Source organism: Mycolicibacterium sp. SMGY-1XX, from assembly GCF_059132455.1.
Genome location: NZ_CP101139.1, coordinates 889,140 through 902,170 on the forward strand (window position 1 = coordinate 889,140; position 13,031 = coordinate 902,170).

The 13,031-nt window shown below is 67.7% G+C and carries 15 protein-coding genes; 10 read left to right on the forward strand and 5 right to left on the reverse strand.

What is annotated here, in order from left to right:
- Positions 1-10: 10 nt before the first annotated feature.
- A complete protein-coding gene (locus tag NL241_RS04290; protein WP_494396864.1) occupies positions 11-820 on the reverse strand; it encodes an SDR family oxidoreductase in 810 nt (269 codons plus the stop codon).
- Between the two features lie 65 nt (positions 821-885).
- Between NL241_RS04290 and NL241_RS04295 the strand changes: the two genes are divergently transcribed.
- On the forward strand, positions 886-1,482 hold the full coding sequence (locus NL241_RS04295; RefSeq protein ID WP_494396865.1) for a TetR/AcrR family transcriptional regulator: 597 nt from the start codon (positions 886-888) through the stop codon (positions 1,480-1,482).
- 70 nt (positions 1,483-1,552) lie between these two features.
- The gene (locus NL241_RS04300) at positions 1,553-1,834 is read left to right on the forward strand and encodes a hypothetical protein (protein WP_487696253.1); all 282 of its coding nucleotides are present in this window, start codon (positions 1,553-1,555) and stop codon (positions 1,832-1,834) included.
- Positions 1,835-1,845: 11 nt separating this feature from the next.
- Here the strand turns inward: NL241_RS04300 and NL241_RS04305 are convergent, their stop codons facing one another.
- The 4 genes from NL241_RS04305 to NL241_RS04320 are packed head-to-tail and all read right to left on the reverse strand — an operon-like array spanning position 1,846 to position 4,658.
- The gene (locus NL241_RS04305) at positions 1,846-2,775 is read right to left on the reverse strand and encodes a cation diffusion facilitator family transporter (RefSeq protein ID WP_494396866.1); all 930 of its coding nucleotides are present in this window, start codon (positions 2,773-2,775) and stop codon (positions 1,846-1,848) included.
- A gap of 3 nt (positions 2,776-2,778) precedes the next feature.
- Positions 2,779-2,958, reverse strand: a complete 180-nt coding sequence (locus NL241_RS04310) for a hypothetical protein (protein ID WP_487696255.1) — start codon at positions 2,956-2,958, stop codon at positions 2,779-2,781.
- Complete coding sequence (locus NL241_RS04315) at positions 2,959-3,696, reverse strand: GolD/DthD family dehydrogenase (protein WP_494396867.1); 738 nt, start codon at positions 3,694-3,696, stop codon at positions 2,959-2,961.
- A 41-nt stretch (positions 3,697-3,737) separates the two neighbouring features.
- Positions 3,738-4,658: a sugar-binding transcriptional regulator gene (locus tag NL241_RS04320; protein ID WP_487696257.1), complete on the reverse strand. Its 921-nt coding sequence runs from the start codon at positions 4,656-4,658 to the stop codon at positions 3,738-3,740.
- Positions 4,659-4,831: 173 nt separating this feature from the next.
- Here NL241_RS04320 and NL241_RS04325 point away from each other — a divergent pair, with 173 nt between their 5' ends.
- From NL241_RS04325 to NL241_RS04360, 8 genes are read left to right on the forward strand one after another with little or no spacing between them, the layout of a single operon-like run.
- Positions 4,832-5,470, forward strand: a complete 639-nt coding sequence (locus NL241_RS04325; RefSeq protein WP_487696258.1) for an SIS domain-containing protein — start codon at positions 4,832-4,834, stop codon at positions 5,468-5,470.
- 35 nt (positions 5,471-5,505) lie between these two features.
- Complete coding sequence (locus NL241_RS04330; RefSeq protein WP_494396868.1) at positions 5,506-6,966, forward strand: xylulokinase; 1,461 nt, start codon at positions 5,506-5,508, stop codon at positions 6,964-6,966.
- Positions 6,963-7,625, forward strand: a complete 663-nt coding sequence (locus NL241_RS04335; RefSeq protein ID WP_487696260.1) for a beta/alpha barrel domain-containing protein — start codon at positions 6,963-6,965, stop codon at positions 7,623-7,625. Before NL241_RS04330 ends, NL241_RS04335 begins: the two co-directional genes overlap by 4 nt.
- Complete coding sequence (locus NL241_RS04340) at positions 7,622-8,641, forward strand: NAD(P)-dependent alcohol dehydrogenase (protein WP_487696261.1); 1,020 nt, start codon at positions 7,622-7,624, stop codon at positions 8,639-8,641. The genes NL241_RS04335 and NL241_RS04340 overlap by 4 nt, the downstream gene beginning before the upstream one ends.
- Positions 8,641-9,408, forward strand: a complete 768-nt coding sequence (locus NL241_RS04345) for an SDR family NAD(P)-dependent oxidoreductase (protein WP_487696262.1) — start codon at positions 8,641-8,643, stop codon at positions 9,406-9,408. The genes NL241_RS04340 and NL241_RS04345 overlap by 1 nt, the downstream gene beginning before the upstream one ends.
- Entirely contained in the window at positions 9,402-10,439 is a 1,038-nt protein-coding gene (locus tag NL241_RS04350; RefSeq protein ID WP_494396869.1) for a zinc-dependent alcohol dehydrogenase, read from the forward strand. The genes NL241_RS04345 and NL241_RS04350 overlap by 7 nt, the downstream gene beginning before the upstream one ends.
- On the forward strand, positions 10,436-11,968 hold the full coding sequence (locus NL241_RS04355) for a sugar ABC transporter ATP-binding protein (protein ID WP_487696264.1): 1,533 nt from the start codon (positions 10,436-10,438) through the stop codon (positions 11,966-11,968). Before NL241_RS04350 ends, NL241_RS04355 begins: the two co-directional genes overlap by 4 nt.
- Positions 11,965-12,996: an ABC transporter permease gene (locus tag NL241_RS04360; protein ID WP_487696265.1), complete on the forward strand. Its 1,032-nt coding sequence runs from the start codon at positions 11,965-11,967 to the stop codon at positions 12,994-12,996. Before NL241_RS04355 ends, NL241_RS04360 begins: the two co-directional genes overlap by 4 nt.
- Positions 12,997-13,031 lie beyond the last annotated feature (35 nt).

Sequence of the window (13,031 nt, forward strand, 5' to 3'; positions counted from 1 at the left end):
CCGCCGTGGATCATCGACCGCCGAGCGCGGCCACCACGCCCCCGTCGACCAGCAGGTCGGTTCCGCTGATGTAGGTCGACGCCGGGCCGAGGAGGAATTCCGCGGCAGCGGCGATGTCGTCGGGTGTGCCGACGCGGCCGGCCGGCGATGCTGCCAGCATGGTCCGCATTCGGTCGCCCTGCGGCGAGGCGAGCTCCTGCTGACCCATCGGCGTGGAGATGATGCCCGGGCTGATGGAGTTGATGCGCGCCTTGCGACGGCCCCAGGCCCCGCTGGCGGCCCGGACGCGAATGTGGTTACCGCGCTTGGCGATCGAGTAGGCATGAGCCGGCTCTAGGGCAGTGCGCAGGAACTCCAGCGACGACAGCTCCGCGGCCGGAGTGTGCGCCAGCGCGTGCTCCTGGTCGGCGGTCAGGGGCGCAGTCAGGTGCCCGGCCATGCTCGCGACGACGACGCCTGCGCCGCCGGGGGCGATGACGGTGCCGAACTCGTCGAGCACCAGTGCCACCCCGCGCAGGTCGACGGCCAGGATGCGACGGGTGTCGCCCTGCGACGGCGACAGGCCCGCGGTGTGGGCAACCTGGGCGACGGGTCCCAGGGCGTCGGCTGCCTGCGCCAGCTCCCTGACCGAATCGGGGTCCGCGACGTCGACGTGGCGGGTGTGCACATCGTGGCCGTCGGCCCGCAGCGCCGACGCGGCGGATTCGAGCGTCGGGTTGTCGAAGTCCGCCAGCAGCAGTGCCTTTCCCGGACCGATGCGGCGGGCGATGGCCAGGCCCATACCGCCGACGCCGATGACGACGAGCACATCTCGGGACACCCTCAACCTCCATTATCGAGACGTTATGTCTCGTTAATGCGACGGTACACCACTAGGCTTCCGGCATGACCGAACGGCGTCGGGGCCGGCCGCGTGATCAGGCCCTGCACGAGGCCATCCTCGAGACCACCCGCACGCTGCTGGCCGACGGCGGTTACGCCGAGGTGTCGATGGACCGGATAGCGGCCGCGGCCGGGGTGGGCAAGCAGACGCTGTACCGCCGCTGGCCGTCCAAGGCGCCCCTGGTGGCCGAGGCGGTCATGGACGCCGCCAGGCTGGTCGGCTCCGCCGACGTGCCCGACACCGGCGATGTGGCCGAGGACCTGAGGCTGTGGCTACGCCGCATCGCCACCTTCGTCGCCCATCCCCGCAATGCCGAACTGGTGCGTGCGCTCGCCGCCGCGGCCGCGGCGGACCCCCACGAGGGTGACGCGTTGTACCGCCAGCTCACCGGCCCTCAGCACGACGCGCTGAAGCAACGGCTGCGCAAGGCGATCACCGCGGGGCAGGTGCGCGCCGACGCCGACCTCGAGGCGGTTGCCGATGCGATCATCGGCGTGGCGCTGTACCGGATGCTGGCCCGCACCGCTGACACCGGAACTGCGCCACCTGGCGAGGGGCTGGTCGACGTGCTGCTCAACGGCCTGAAGCCGCGGACGTGACACTGTCGGAGGTTTGGACACCTGTGGTTGCGGAAACAAGAGGGTCCGGAACGTGACCGGAAGGTGTGCAATGAAGCGCTTGTCGATGTTCGCGGTGTCAGGTCTGGCTGCTGCCGCGCTGCTCAGCGGCTGTTCGAGCGGCGTGATCAACCAGGGTGGCGACACGAAGTGCAAGGACTTCTTGACTGCTGAGGAGAAGGACCAGAACGAGTCGGTCAGCAAGATGCTCAAGGATGAGAACGGCACCGACCCGTCGAATCTCGAGATCACCGCCACTCGTGTTGCGGCGCAAGGTTACTGCCAGATCCTGGGCAACGAGGACACCCAGATCAAAGAGGCGCCGCACGGCTGAGCCCGGTGGCGTCAGTCCTCGCTGTCGGGATCGGCGACGGTGAGCAGCGCGTCGGCCACGTAGGGATTGCGCTCCAGTTCGCGCTCTGCGGCCCGGAGCCGGCGCGCGACGTGCGATTCGACATCGTCGCCCATCAGATCGACGCTGGCCACCAGGAAGATCTGCTTGGGCCCGATGAATTCCAGCCGCAGGAAACGGACTTTCTGGACATCGGGTAGCTGTTCGAGCGTGGTGACCGCGGCGTCGTGCAGTTCCGCGGAGCCGGATTCGCCTGTCAGGAAGCGGCGATTACGGTCGATGAGCACCACGGCGATCACACCCAGTAGAACCCCCACCAGAATCGATCCGACGGCGTCGAAGGCGGCGATCCCGGTGAGCTGGTGCAACCCGATCCCGGCTGCGGCGATCACGATGCCGATCAGCGCGGCGCTGTCCTCGGCGAACACCGCGCGGGTGGTCGGATCGGAGGTGTCGAGCGCGTACTCCAGCAGATCACGATCGAATGTGCTTGCTTCCCTGCGGAGTTGCCGCACCGCCTGCAGCAGCGAGGCGCCTTCGAACACGAACGCGATGGCCAGCACGACGTAGGCCACCAGATAGTCTTCGTGACCGCCCGGCTCGTGCAACAACTCGGTGATCCCGTGCCAGATCGACACGGCCGCACCCATGACGAACAGCCCCACCGCGGCCAGCAGCGACCACACGTACGCCTCGCGGCCGTACCCCATCGGCCGGGTCCGGTCCGCAGGACGGGCGCTGCGGCGGTTGGCGATCAGCAGGAAAACCTGATTGCCGGTGTCGGCCCACGAGTGCGCCGCCTCGGCGACCATGGACGCCGACCCGGAGATCTGCGCGGCTGCCGACTTGGCGCCGGCCACAAGTAGATTCGCACCGAACGCGATCAGAACGGTGCGCGTGCTCTCCCCGGCGGGGGCGCTCACCTGTTACGTGTCTTCGGGGTCGGTCGCAGGACCGTCGGCGGTGGCACCGCCTTCGTCGGCCCAGTCCACACGATCTCCGGCGCCTTTGCCGGGATCGCTCACCACATCGTTTTCTGCGGGGGCATCGACGTCGGCGGTACGTGTCTCGGGCTTGTCCTTGTCCATGCGGGCGGGAGTACCCAACTATTTGATGGTGTACCCGCCGTCGATCACCAGATCGGCGCCGTTGACCATGCCCGCTGCGTCGGAGGCCAGATACACCGCGGCGGCGGCGATCTCATCGGGGTAGGCGAACCGCCCGGTCGGGATCAGCTTCTTCAGCGCATCACCCTTGGGGTTGTCCCAGGCTTTGATGCCGAGGTCGGTCAACACGACGGTGGGGGAGATGCTGTTGACCCGCACACCGCGGCCGGCCCATTCTCCTGCCAGCACCTTGGTGATACCGACGACGCCGAATTTGGAGGCGCAGTAGGCGACGTGTTCGTCGATGGCGACGGTGGCGGCCTGCGAGGCCAGGTTGATGATCACCCCGCGGCCCGCGGCGAGCATGTGCTTACCGACGGCCTGGCTCATCTGGAAGGTGCCGGAGAGGTTGACGGCGATGGTGTCGTCCCAGAACTTCTGCGACAGCTCCTCGGCCGGGGCCAGCCGGGCGATGCCGGCGCTGTTGACCAGGATGTCGATCTTGCCGAAGGCCTCGACCACGGCGTCGACGGTCTGCTTGACCGACTCGGGATCGGCGACGTTGCAATGGAATCCGCGGCTGCCATCCGTCGGGTCAGCAAGGTCGGCGACGGCGATGGTGGCGCCCTTGGCGGCCAGTGCGGCGGCGATGGCGGCGCCGATACCCGAGGCGCCCCCGGTGACGACGGCGACCCGGCCGTCGAGGCGGAAGTCGAGATCTACGGCGTGCTCGGACATGTGTGTACCAATCTGTTGTTCCAGCGGTTTCTATCGACGGGTCACGCCAGGATCGCCGAGGCGATCTCGGAGTCGGTGACCATCGACTTGACCAGTCCCGACATCAGGACCGATCGGGTGGCGGCGATCTTGGCCGGCCCGGTGGCCAGCGCAATCACGGTGGGTATCGCCCGCAAGGTGGTCTCGTCGACGCCCATTCGGCGCTCGTCGAGGCCGGGTACTCGTACGCCGTCGCGGTCCAGCAGCAGCGCACACGTCTCGGCGCACACGCCGGAGCGCTCCAGCTCGCGGGTTTCCTCCGGCGTCAGCAGCTCGTAGACCTGCGACGCACCGGGGGACCAGGCGCCGACGGAGACGACGGCACAGGTGACCTTGTTGTGGCGGGCCAGGGTTTCCTGGATCTGCTGGGTCCCGGTGAGGCTTTCGGCGGTTCGGGCGTCGGAGACCACCAGCGGGGCGTACATCGGCCAGGACCGTCCGCCGCTGATCTCGGTGATCCGGCGTACCAGGTCGACGCCGTTGGAGGTGAGCGTGCCCGCCATCCCGGTCAACTGCACCACGTCGGCGCGCGGCAGCGTCGTGATGTGGTCGGCGATCTTGGTCAGGGTGCGCCCGCAGTCCACTCCGATGACGTCTTCGGGCCGCAGAATCGATTGCAGCAGTTGGGCCGTCGCTTTGGCGACGGCCTCGACGCGCTCTGCCGGATTGTTCTCGTCGGTCAGCACCACATAGGCGTGCTCGAGGTCGAACCGGCGCTGCAGTTCGGTCGACAACTCGACGTCGATGGAGCCCGGGTTGTGGATGGTGATCTCGACCATTCCGGAGGCCAGTGCCTCGTCGAGTTCGCGGGCCACCTTGAAGCGGGAGATCCCGAACTCCTCGGCGATCTGGATTCTGGTCCGGCCTTCGAGGTAGTACCGGCGGGCGATGACGGCGCGTTGGAACAGCTCATCCGGCCCCATAGATGCCCCTCCCTCGCAGATCGCCGTCGACTTCTGCTTCCAATCGACGCAGTTTATGCGTCGAAATTGACGCACGTCACCCGGCTCTGCTCATATGTGCATGCGTATTGACATGTGAGCATAAGCCCTGCATGATCTGGATCACAAGATCATCTGAGTATCGGAGAGATCAAATGAGCATGGACGACACAGAGTTGGCCGGGTTGGCCGGCGATGTGCTGTCCCGGGAGTCCCGGGCGCTGTCGGCGCTCGTGGGTGCCGTGGAGACGGGTGTGGTGGAGGTGGCACGTCGTGTGCTGGCCACGCCGGGCAAGGTCGTGACCACCGGGTCGGGAACCTCGGGCATCATGGCCGAGCGCCTGGCCCACCTGCTGTCGGTCTGCGGCACGCCGTCGGTCTACCTGCCCGCGATGGACGCCCTGCACGGCGGAATGGGGGCGGTCACCGGGTCGGATCTGGTGCTGGCGATCTCCAAGACGGGCCGGTCCGGTGAACTGACCAGCCTGGTCGAACGTTTTGTGCAGCGCGGCGTCGACGTCGTCGCGGTCACCGAGAACGGTCAGTCCCCGTTCGCGCTGGCGGCCACCATGGTCGTCGCTCTGCCCAACACCCCACCGGACGCCGACCCCGGCGACATGATCGCCATGGCCAGCACACTGGCCGTCGGCGCCTGGGGCGACGCGCTGTCGGTGGTGACCATGGCGATGCGTGGTCACACGTTGCAGGACGTGGTGGACAGCCACCCCGCCGGTGGGGTCGGACATCGCGGTGTGCAGCCCGGCGACGAGTCCGCCCCGGTGGTGAAAGTATGACGACCGGCTCGTGTCCCAAAGATGTTGTCTTGGGTGTGGATTCGTCAACGCAGTCCTGCAAGGTCGAGGTGCGTGACGCCGACACCGGCCGACTGTTCGGCACCGGCTCCGCCCCGCATCCGCCGGCCTTCCCGCCCAGCAGTGAGCAGCACCCGATCGACTGGGTGACGGCCTTCGTCGCTGCCACCCGCGCCGCCTTGGCCAGCTGTTCGGAACCGGTGACGGTCAAGGCCATTTCGGTGGCGGCTCAGTGTCACGGCCTGGTTCTGCTGGACGCCGCGGGTCAGCCGCTGCGCGCGGCCAAACTGTGGAACGACACCACCGGGGCGCCCAATCTGGCGAAGCTGACCGAGCGCATCGGCTCACGGCGCTGGGTGCTGCGGATCGGGTCACTGCCCACCGCCGCCTTCACCATCGCCAAGCTGGCCTGGGTGGCCGACCACGAGCCACAACTGCTGGACCGGACGTCCAGCATCCTGCTGCCGCACGACTACCTGACCTACTGGCTGACCGGCGCCCGCGTCACGGATCGCTCCGACGCCTCGGGCACCGGCTATTTTGATGCCACGGCCGGTGAATGGATCACCGAGTACCTCAATCTTGCTGCGGGCGCCCGTGATTGGGCCCCGAAACTTCCGACGGTGCTGGGCCCCACGCAGGCCGCCGGTACGGTGCGCACCGCGGCTGCCGATGAGCTGGGGCTGCCGCCCGGTGTTGTGGTGGCGCCCGGTGGCGGTGACCAGCACGCCGGTTACCTCGGCCTCGGCCTGACCGACGGCGATCAGTATTTCGGGATCGGCACCTCCGGTGTGGTGGCGACGTCGTCGCGCAGTCCGGTGTTCGATCCGACCGGCATGGTCGACGGGGTTGCCGATCTGACCGGCGGTTTCCTCCCGCTGGTCAGCACCCTCAACGCCGCGCGCGTCGGTGACCTGGCCGCGCGTCTGCTCGGTACCGATCTGGCCGGGCTCGAGCAGCTGGCGCTGGCCGCCGGGGACACCCAGGGGCCGGTGCTGGTGCCGTTCCTCGACGGTGAGCGCAAGCCCGACCGGCCCGATGCGCGAGGCACTTTCGTCGACATCACCTCGCACACCACCCGCGAGGAGCTGGCCCGGGCCTTTGTCGAGGGACCGCTGCTGTCGCTGCTGAGCGGTCGCGACCATCTGCGTGCCGCCGGCGTCGAGTTCTCCAGCGGTATCACCGCTGTCGGTGGCGGAGCGCGGTCGAAGGCCACCCGTCAGCTGCTGGCCGATCTCTCCGGAGAAGAAGTGATCACCCTCGACGCCGACGAGGCCACCGCCCGTGGAGCGTGTGTGCAGGCCGCCGCGGTGGCTGCCGGTGGCGGCATCGACTCGTTGGTCGACATCGCCAAACGCTGGCAGCCGCCCGTGCTCGGTGCGGCCACTCCCCGCAAAACCGGCCGGAACATCGACGCACTGCGCGCGCGGTGGTCCGTCGTGGCGGATTCGCCACTGATCGACGGGACGGGCGCATGATGGCGACGCAGTTGCTGGCCCCGTGGCACGAGCGCTTCCCCGGACAGCTCGCCGGTTCGGTGTACGCCGCCGCCCCGGACGTCAGAATCGATGCCGCCCAGGCGCTCTCGGAGGCCGGGCTGGATGTGCACGTCGATGTGATGGCCGAGTCGGAGGGACTGCCCGCCGGTGTCAGCCTCGCCGAGCTCAACCGGATCGCCGACACCGTCGAACCGGGGCGAATCGGCGTTCACCTCATCGGGTCGCCGGATTTCGTCGACACCATCCTGCAGTCGGTGCTGGCCGTGCGTCCCGGGGTGGTGTTCCTGCCGTGGGCGGCGTTTTCCGCCGAGCGCGCGGCAGCGGTCCGGGCCGCCGGGTCGCAAGCCTGGGTCGCCCTGTGGCGGGAATGGGACGGGCTCGATGACTCATCAACCCCCGAGTGGCCGTCCGCGCCGGACGGGGTGCTGGTCATGCTCATCGAACCGGGCACCAAAGACCGTTGTGCCCTGGGCCGATTGGCCGTGGTGTCCGCCTGCGCCGGCGACCTCCCGGTCGCGGTCGACGGTGGGGTCACCGAATCCGTAGCCGAACTGTGCATCACCGCTGGGGCGAGTTCGATCGTCGTCGGGCGAGCCCTGCTCGCCGGCCCGGCAGCCGTAGAAAAAGGAGCGAAATGACAACTACTGAAACCATGCGCGCCAGCGTCATGACGGGGCCGGGCAGCCTCGTCATCGAGGAGCGTCCCGTCCCGGTCCCGGGCCCCGATCAGGTGCTGGTCGAGGTCGCCGCGGTGGGTGTGTGCGGCTCGGACGTGCACTACTACCGGCACGGCCGCATCGGCGACTTCATCGTCAACGACCCGATGATCCTGGGGCACGAGCTGTCGGGCCGCATCGCCGCCGTCGGCGAGGGTGTGGACCCCGGCCGCGTCGGCCAGCGGGTCGCGGTGGAGCCGCAGCACCCCTGCCGTCGCTGCAAGCAGTGCAAGGCCGGCCGCTACAACCTGTGCCCGGAGATGAAGTTCTACGCCACCCCGCCGATCGACGGCGCGTTCTGCCGCTACGTCATCATCGACGAGGATTTCGCCTACGCCGTACCGGATTCCATGTCCGATGACGCCGCCGCGTTGCTCGAACCGCTGTCGGTGGCCATCACCACCATGCGCAAGGCGGGCATCGTTCCCGGGTCGTCCATCCTGATCGCCGGCGCCGGGCCCATCGGCGTCATCTGCGCGCAGGCCGCCCGCGCCTTCGGGGCGTCCCGCATCGTCGTCACCGATCTGGTGCCCTCGCGCCGCGAGAAGGCCCTCAAGTTCGGTGCCACCGAGGTGCTCGACCCGACCGCTGTCGACGTCTCGGCCATCGAGCCGGTGGACGCGTTCGTCGACGCCACCGGGGTGCCGGCCGCCGTCGTCAGTGGCATCAAGGCCGTCGGCCCGGCCGGACGCGTCGTGCTGGTCGGTATGGGTGCCGACGAGTACGCGCTGCCGGTCAGCCACATCGCGAACCTCGAGATCACCGTCACCGGCGTCTTCCGCTACACCGACACTTGGCCTGCGGCAATTCATCTCGTACAGTCTGGCGCCGTCGACCTCGACGCGATGGTCACCGGCCGCTACGACCTCGAACACGTTGCCGATGCCCTCGACAGTGACACCGACCCTGCCAGCCTCAAGTCGATTGTGAACCCCTGATGACACAGAAGAACCCCTTCGATCTGACCGGTCGCACCGCATTGGTGACCGGTGGCAACCAGGGCCTCGGCCGCGCCTTCGCGTTCGGGCTGGCCCAGGCCGGCGCGCAGGTGGCGATCTCCGGCCGCAGTGTCGAACGCAACGAGAAGACCGTCGCCGAAGCGGCTTCCGAAGGCCTGACGCTGCACGCCATCACCGCTGACATCACCCAGGCCGCCGATGTCGAGCGGATGACCGCGGACGCCATCTCCGCGCTCGGGCATCTCGACATCCTGGTCAACAACGCGGGTACCTGCTACCACGGCGAATCGTGGACCGTGAAGGAATCCGAGTGGGACGCCGTGTTCGATCTCAACGTCAAGGCGCTGTGGGCCTGCTCGCTGGAAGCGGGCAAGCACATGCGTGAGCGTGGCAGCGGTTCGATCATCAACATCGGCTCCATGTCGGGCATGATCGTCAACCGCCCGCAGATGCAGCCGGCCTACAACGCCTCCAAGGCTGCCGTGCACCACCTCACCAAATCGCTTGCCGCCGAATGGGGTCCGCTGGGCATCCGGGTGAACGCGCTGGCGCCGGGTTACTGCAAGACCGAGATGGCCCCGGTGGACAAGCCGGAGTTCAAGCAGCACTGGATCGACGACACCCCGATGTTGCGTTACGCCCTGCCCGAGGAGATCGCGCCGTCCGTGGTGTTCCTGGCCAGTGACGCCTCGTCGTTCATCACCGGGTCGGTGCTGGTGGCTGACGGAGGCTACACGGCATGGTGAACAGGAGGATCGTCGTCAGCGCTCTCGATGACATCACCATCGAGACCGTCGACGAAGCAGTACCCGCCGCCGGTGAGGCGCGGGTGCGGACCAGCATCGTCGGCATCTGCGGTTCGGATCTGCATGCCGCGTGTGGCCGCCACCCGTTCATCGACCTGCCGTACCGTCCCGGCCACGAAGCCGTTGGCGTCGTCGACGCCGTGGGCGATGGTGTCGACGAGTCCTGGGTCGGCAAACGCGTTGTGGTGGAACCGAATCTGGCCTGTGGCCACTGCACCCAGTGCAAGGCCGGGCGCTACAACATCTGCAAAGACCTGCTGGTGCTGGGCTGCCAGACCCCTGGCGCGCTGGCCGACTCGTTCACCGTCGCTATCGACCGCCTGATCCCGCTGGCCGACGACCTCGACGACCACCACGCCATCCTGGTCGAGCCGCTGGCCACCCCGGTGCACACCGTGCGCCGCGCCGTTGAAGCGGTGGGTGATCTGAAGGACCGGCCGGTCGTGGTGATCGGCGCCGGCCCCATCGGGTTGTTCGTGCTGCTGGCGGCCCGCCATGCCGGTGCCAGGGTATTCGTCGCGGACCTGCTCGAATCCAAGCGCGCCCGTGCCGAACGACTGGGTGCCGCAGGCACATTCGATCCCGCCGAGCCCGGCGCGGTGGACACCGCGCTGGCGATGATGGGTGGTCCGGCGGCCGTCGTGATCGACTGCGTGTCCCGCGAGTCCTCGGTGGCCCAGGCCGTCGACCTGGTGGACAAGGGCGGCGCGGTGATGATCGTCGGCGTCGCCGAAGGAGCCACGCCCGTTCCGCTGGGCCTGATCCAGGATCGTGAACTGGCCCTGATCGGCAACCTGATGTTCGTCCGCGAGGACTTCAACGCCGCCATCGAACTGCTGTCCTCCGGTGCGGTGCCCATTGACGAGATCATCAGTGCCGAATTCGGAATCGAGCAGTCCGCACAGGCGTTCGCCGCATCGGCCGACCCGGAGAACGTGAAAGTGCTCGTGACGGTGGGGAGTCAACCATGACAGCGCTACTGGAATGCACCGACATCGAGAAGGGTTTCGGCGGGGTGCCGGTGCTCAAGGGCATCACCCTCAACCTGGAGCCCGGCACGGTCACCGCACTGGCCGGCGAGAACGGCGCGGGCAAGTCGACGCTGATGAAGATCATCAGCGGCCAGTACACCGCGGACCACGGCACCGTCACCGTCAAGGGGGCCGTCCTCACCGGGGGTAACACCAAGGACGCCGTGAAGCACGGGGTGGCCATCGTGCCGCAGGAGCTGGCGTCCATCGAGGACATGTCCGTGTACGAGAACCTGTTCGTGGGACGGGAGATCAAGACCGGGCCGTTCCTGAACCGCAAGGCCATGATCGACGAGGCGCGCGACGCGCTGGCGGTATTCGGCGTGGCGATCGATCCGTCGGCGCGGATGGGCAGCCTGCCCGTCGGCCTGCGCCAGATCGTGGAGATCGTCAAGGCGGCCCGCACCGGCGCTCAGGTGGTGATGCTCGACGAGCCCACCTCGGCCATCTCCGAGCGTGAAGTCGAAGGACTCTACAAGATCGTGCGCCAGCTCAAGGAGCACGGCGTGTCGATGGTGTACACCACCCACAAGATGGCCGAGATCCGGGCCATCGCCGACCGCGTGGTGGTGCTGCGCGACGGCGGCCTCATTCTGGACAAGATGATCGGCGACGTCTCCGATGACGACATCGTGACCGCCATGATCGGCCGTGAGCTCGAAGCGCTGTTCCCCGACCGTCCCGAGCCCACCGACGAGGTGGTGCTCGAGGTCAAGAACCTCGAGGTCGAAGGCGCCACCGGACCGGTGTCGTTCAACGTCCGCGCCGGCGAGATCGTCGGTCTGGCCGGCCTGGTCGGCGCGGGCCGCACCGAGCTGCTGGAGGCGATCTTCGGCGCCCGGCACACCTCGTCGGGCGAGATCCTGGTGCGCGGCAAGCTGGTCAAGCGCAACGCCCCCGCCGCGGCCATCACCGAGGGCATGGCGATGGTGCCCGAGGATCGCAAGCTCTCCGGTGTGGTGCTGTCGATGAGTGTGCTCGACAACGGCTCGCTGCCGAGGCTTTCCGCCTTCTCGGTGGGCGGCTGGCTCAAGGGCAAGTCACGCACCAAGCAGATCTCCGACGTGATGAAGTCGGTGCGCCTGCGCAGCAACGGGCTGTCGCAGGAAGTGGGCACGCTGTCCGGCGGTAACCAGCAGAAGGTCGTGCTGGCGCGTTGGCTCACCGGCACCGTCAACGTGCTGTTGCTCGACGAGCCCACCCGCGGTGTCGACGTCGGTGCCCGCAGCGAGATCTACCGCATCATCACCGAATTCGCAGAACAAGGCATGGCCGTGCTCATGGCGTCCTCGGACATGCCGGAAGTCGTCGGGTTGTCCCACCGCGCATTCGTCATGCGCGGCGGTGAACTCGTCGGCGAGCTCGACCGAGACGCACTCGACCATCCCGAGGTCCAGGAGTCGGTGTTCCGGCTGGCGACCGCGCTGGAAGCCAAACCGGACACGAACAACCAGGAGGCAGCATCATGACAACCAAGGAAGAGACGACTCCGGAGTCGGGGGGCGCCACCACGGTGGCCTCACCGATCACCGGTGAACCCGTGAAGTTGTTCTCCCGGGACTGGTTGGGCGCCATGGCTTTGCGCTACGCCATGTTCATCATCCTGCTGCTGGTGATCTTCTACTTCAGCTACCGCAGTGCCCGGTTCTCCACCGTGGAAAACCTGATCACGATCCTGGTCGCCGCGGCGCCGTTCGCTCTGATCGCGTTGGGGCAGACCCTGGTGATCCTCACCGGCGGTATCGATCTGTCGGTGGGCAGCGTGATCGCGGTATCGGCCATGGCCGGTGCAGCCACGGCCAAGGCCAACCCGGGCCAGGTCTGGATGACGGTGCTGGTGGCGATGGCGGTGGGTCTCGCCGTCGGCTGCCTGAACGGCATCATGGTCTCGCGTTTGAACGTTCCACCCTTCATCGCGACACTGGGCACATTGACGGCAGGTTCCGGCGCGGCGTACGTGATCGGTGGCGGTGCCCCGATCAACGGCCTGCCCGCGGAATTCGGCTCGATCGCCAACACCAAGATCTTCGGCCTGCAGATCCCGGTGCTGCTGATGATCATCGGCATCATCGCGCTGGCCATCATCATGAAGCGGACCACCTACGGCATGCGCGTCTACGCCGTCGGCGGTAACCGCAACGCCGCTGAAATCGCCGGTATCAACGCCAAGAACGTGCTGTTCAGCGTCTACGCGCTGTCCGGTCTGCTGGCGGGGCTGTCCGGTGTCATGCTGGCCTCCCGCGTCATCTCCGGCCCGCCGAACCTCGGTCAGGGCTACGAGCTGGACGCCATCGCCGCCGTGGTCATCGGTGGTGCCAGCCTCATGGGTGGCCGCGGTTCCATCTGGGGAACTGCGTTGGGCCTGTTGATGATCCAGACCCTGAACAACGGCCTGGACATCCTCGTGGTGCCGGCCTACTGGCAGGACGTGATCAAGGGTGTCCTGATCGTCGCCGCCGTCGCCATCGACGTGTGGTCCTCCAAGCGACGAACTTGACCTGGTATTCGAAGTAAACCAACCACCAAAAGTAA

Excerpts from the sequence above, each read along its gene's own strand:
- NL241_RS04335 (WP_487696260.1), top strand. The coding sequence starts at position 6,963 with ATGATGGCGACGCAGTTGCTGGCCCCGTGGCACGAGCGCTTCCCCGGA.
- NL241_RS04360 (WP_487696265.1), top strand. The coding sequence starts at position 11,965 with ATGACAACCAAGGAAGAGACGACTCCGGAGTCGGGGGGCGCCACCACG.
- NL241_RS04300 (WP_487696253.1), top strand. The coding sequence starts at position 1,553 with ATGAAGCGCTTGTCGATGTTCGCGGTGTCAGGTCTGGCTGCTGCCGCG.
- NL241_RS04320 (WP_487696257.1), bottom strand. The coding sequence starts at position 4,658 with ATGGGGCCGGATGAGCTGTTCCAACGCGCCGTCATCGCCCGCCGGTAC.
- NL241_RS04345 (WP_487696262.1), top strand. The coding sequence starts at position 8,641 with ATGACACAGAAGAACCCCTTCGATCTGACCGGTCGCACCGCATTGGTG.
- NL241_RS04340 (WP_487696261.1), top strand. The coding sequence starts at position 7,622 with ATGACAACTACTGAAACCATGCGCGCCAGCGTCATGACGGGGCCGGGC.
- NL241_RS04295 (WP_494396865.1), top strand. The coding sequence starts at position 886 with ATGACCGAACGGCGTCGGGGCCGGCCGCGTGATCAGGCCCTGCACGAG.
- NL241_RS04350 (WP_494396869.1), top strand. The coding sequence starts at position 9,402 with ATGGTGAACAGGAGGATCGTCGTCAGCGCTCTCGATGACATCACCATC.
- NL241_RS04355 (WP_487696264.1), top strand. The coding sequence starts at position 10,436 with ATGACAGCGCTACTGGAATGCACCGACATCGAGAAGGGTTTCGGCGGG.
- NL241_RS04315 (WP_494396867.1), bottom strand. The coding sequence starts at position 3,696 with ATGTCCGAGCACGCCGTAGATCTCGACTTCCGCCTCGACGGCCGGGTC.
- NL241_RS04325 (WP_487696258.1), top strand. The coding sequence starts at position 4,832 with ATGAGCATGGACGACACAGAGTTGGCCGGGTTGGCCGGCGATGTGCTG.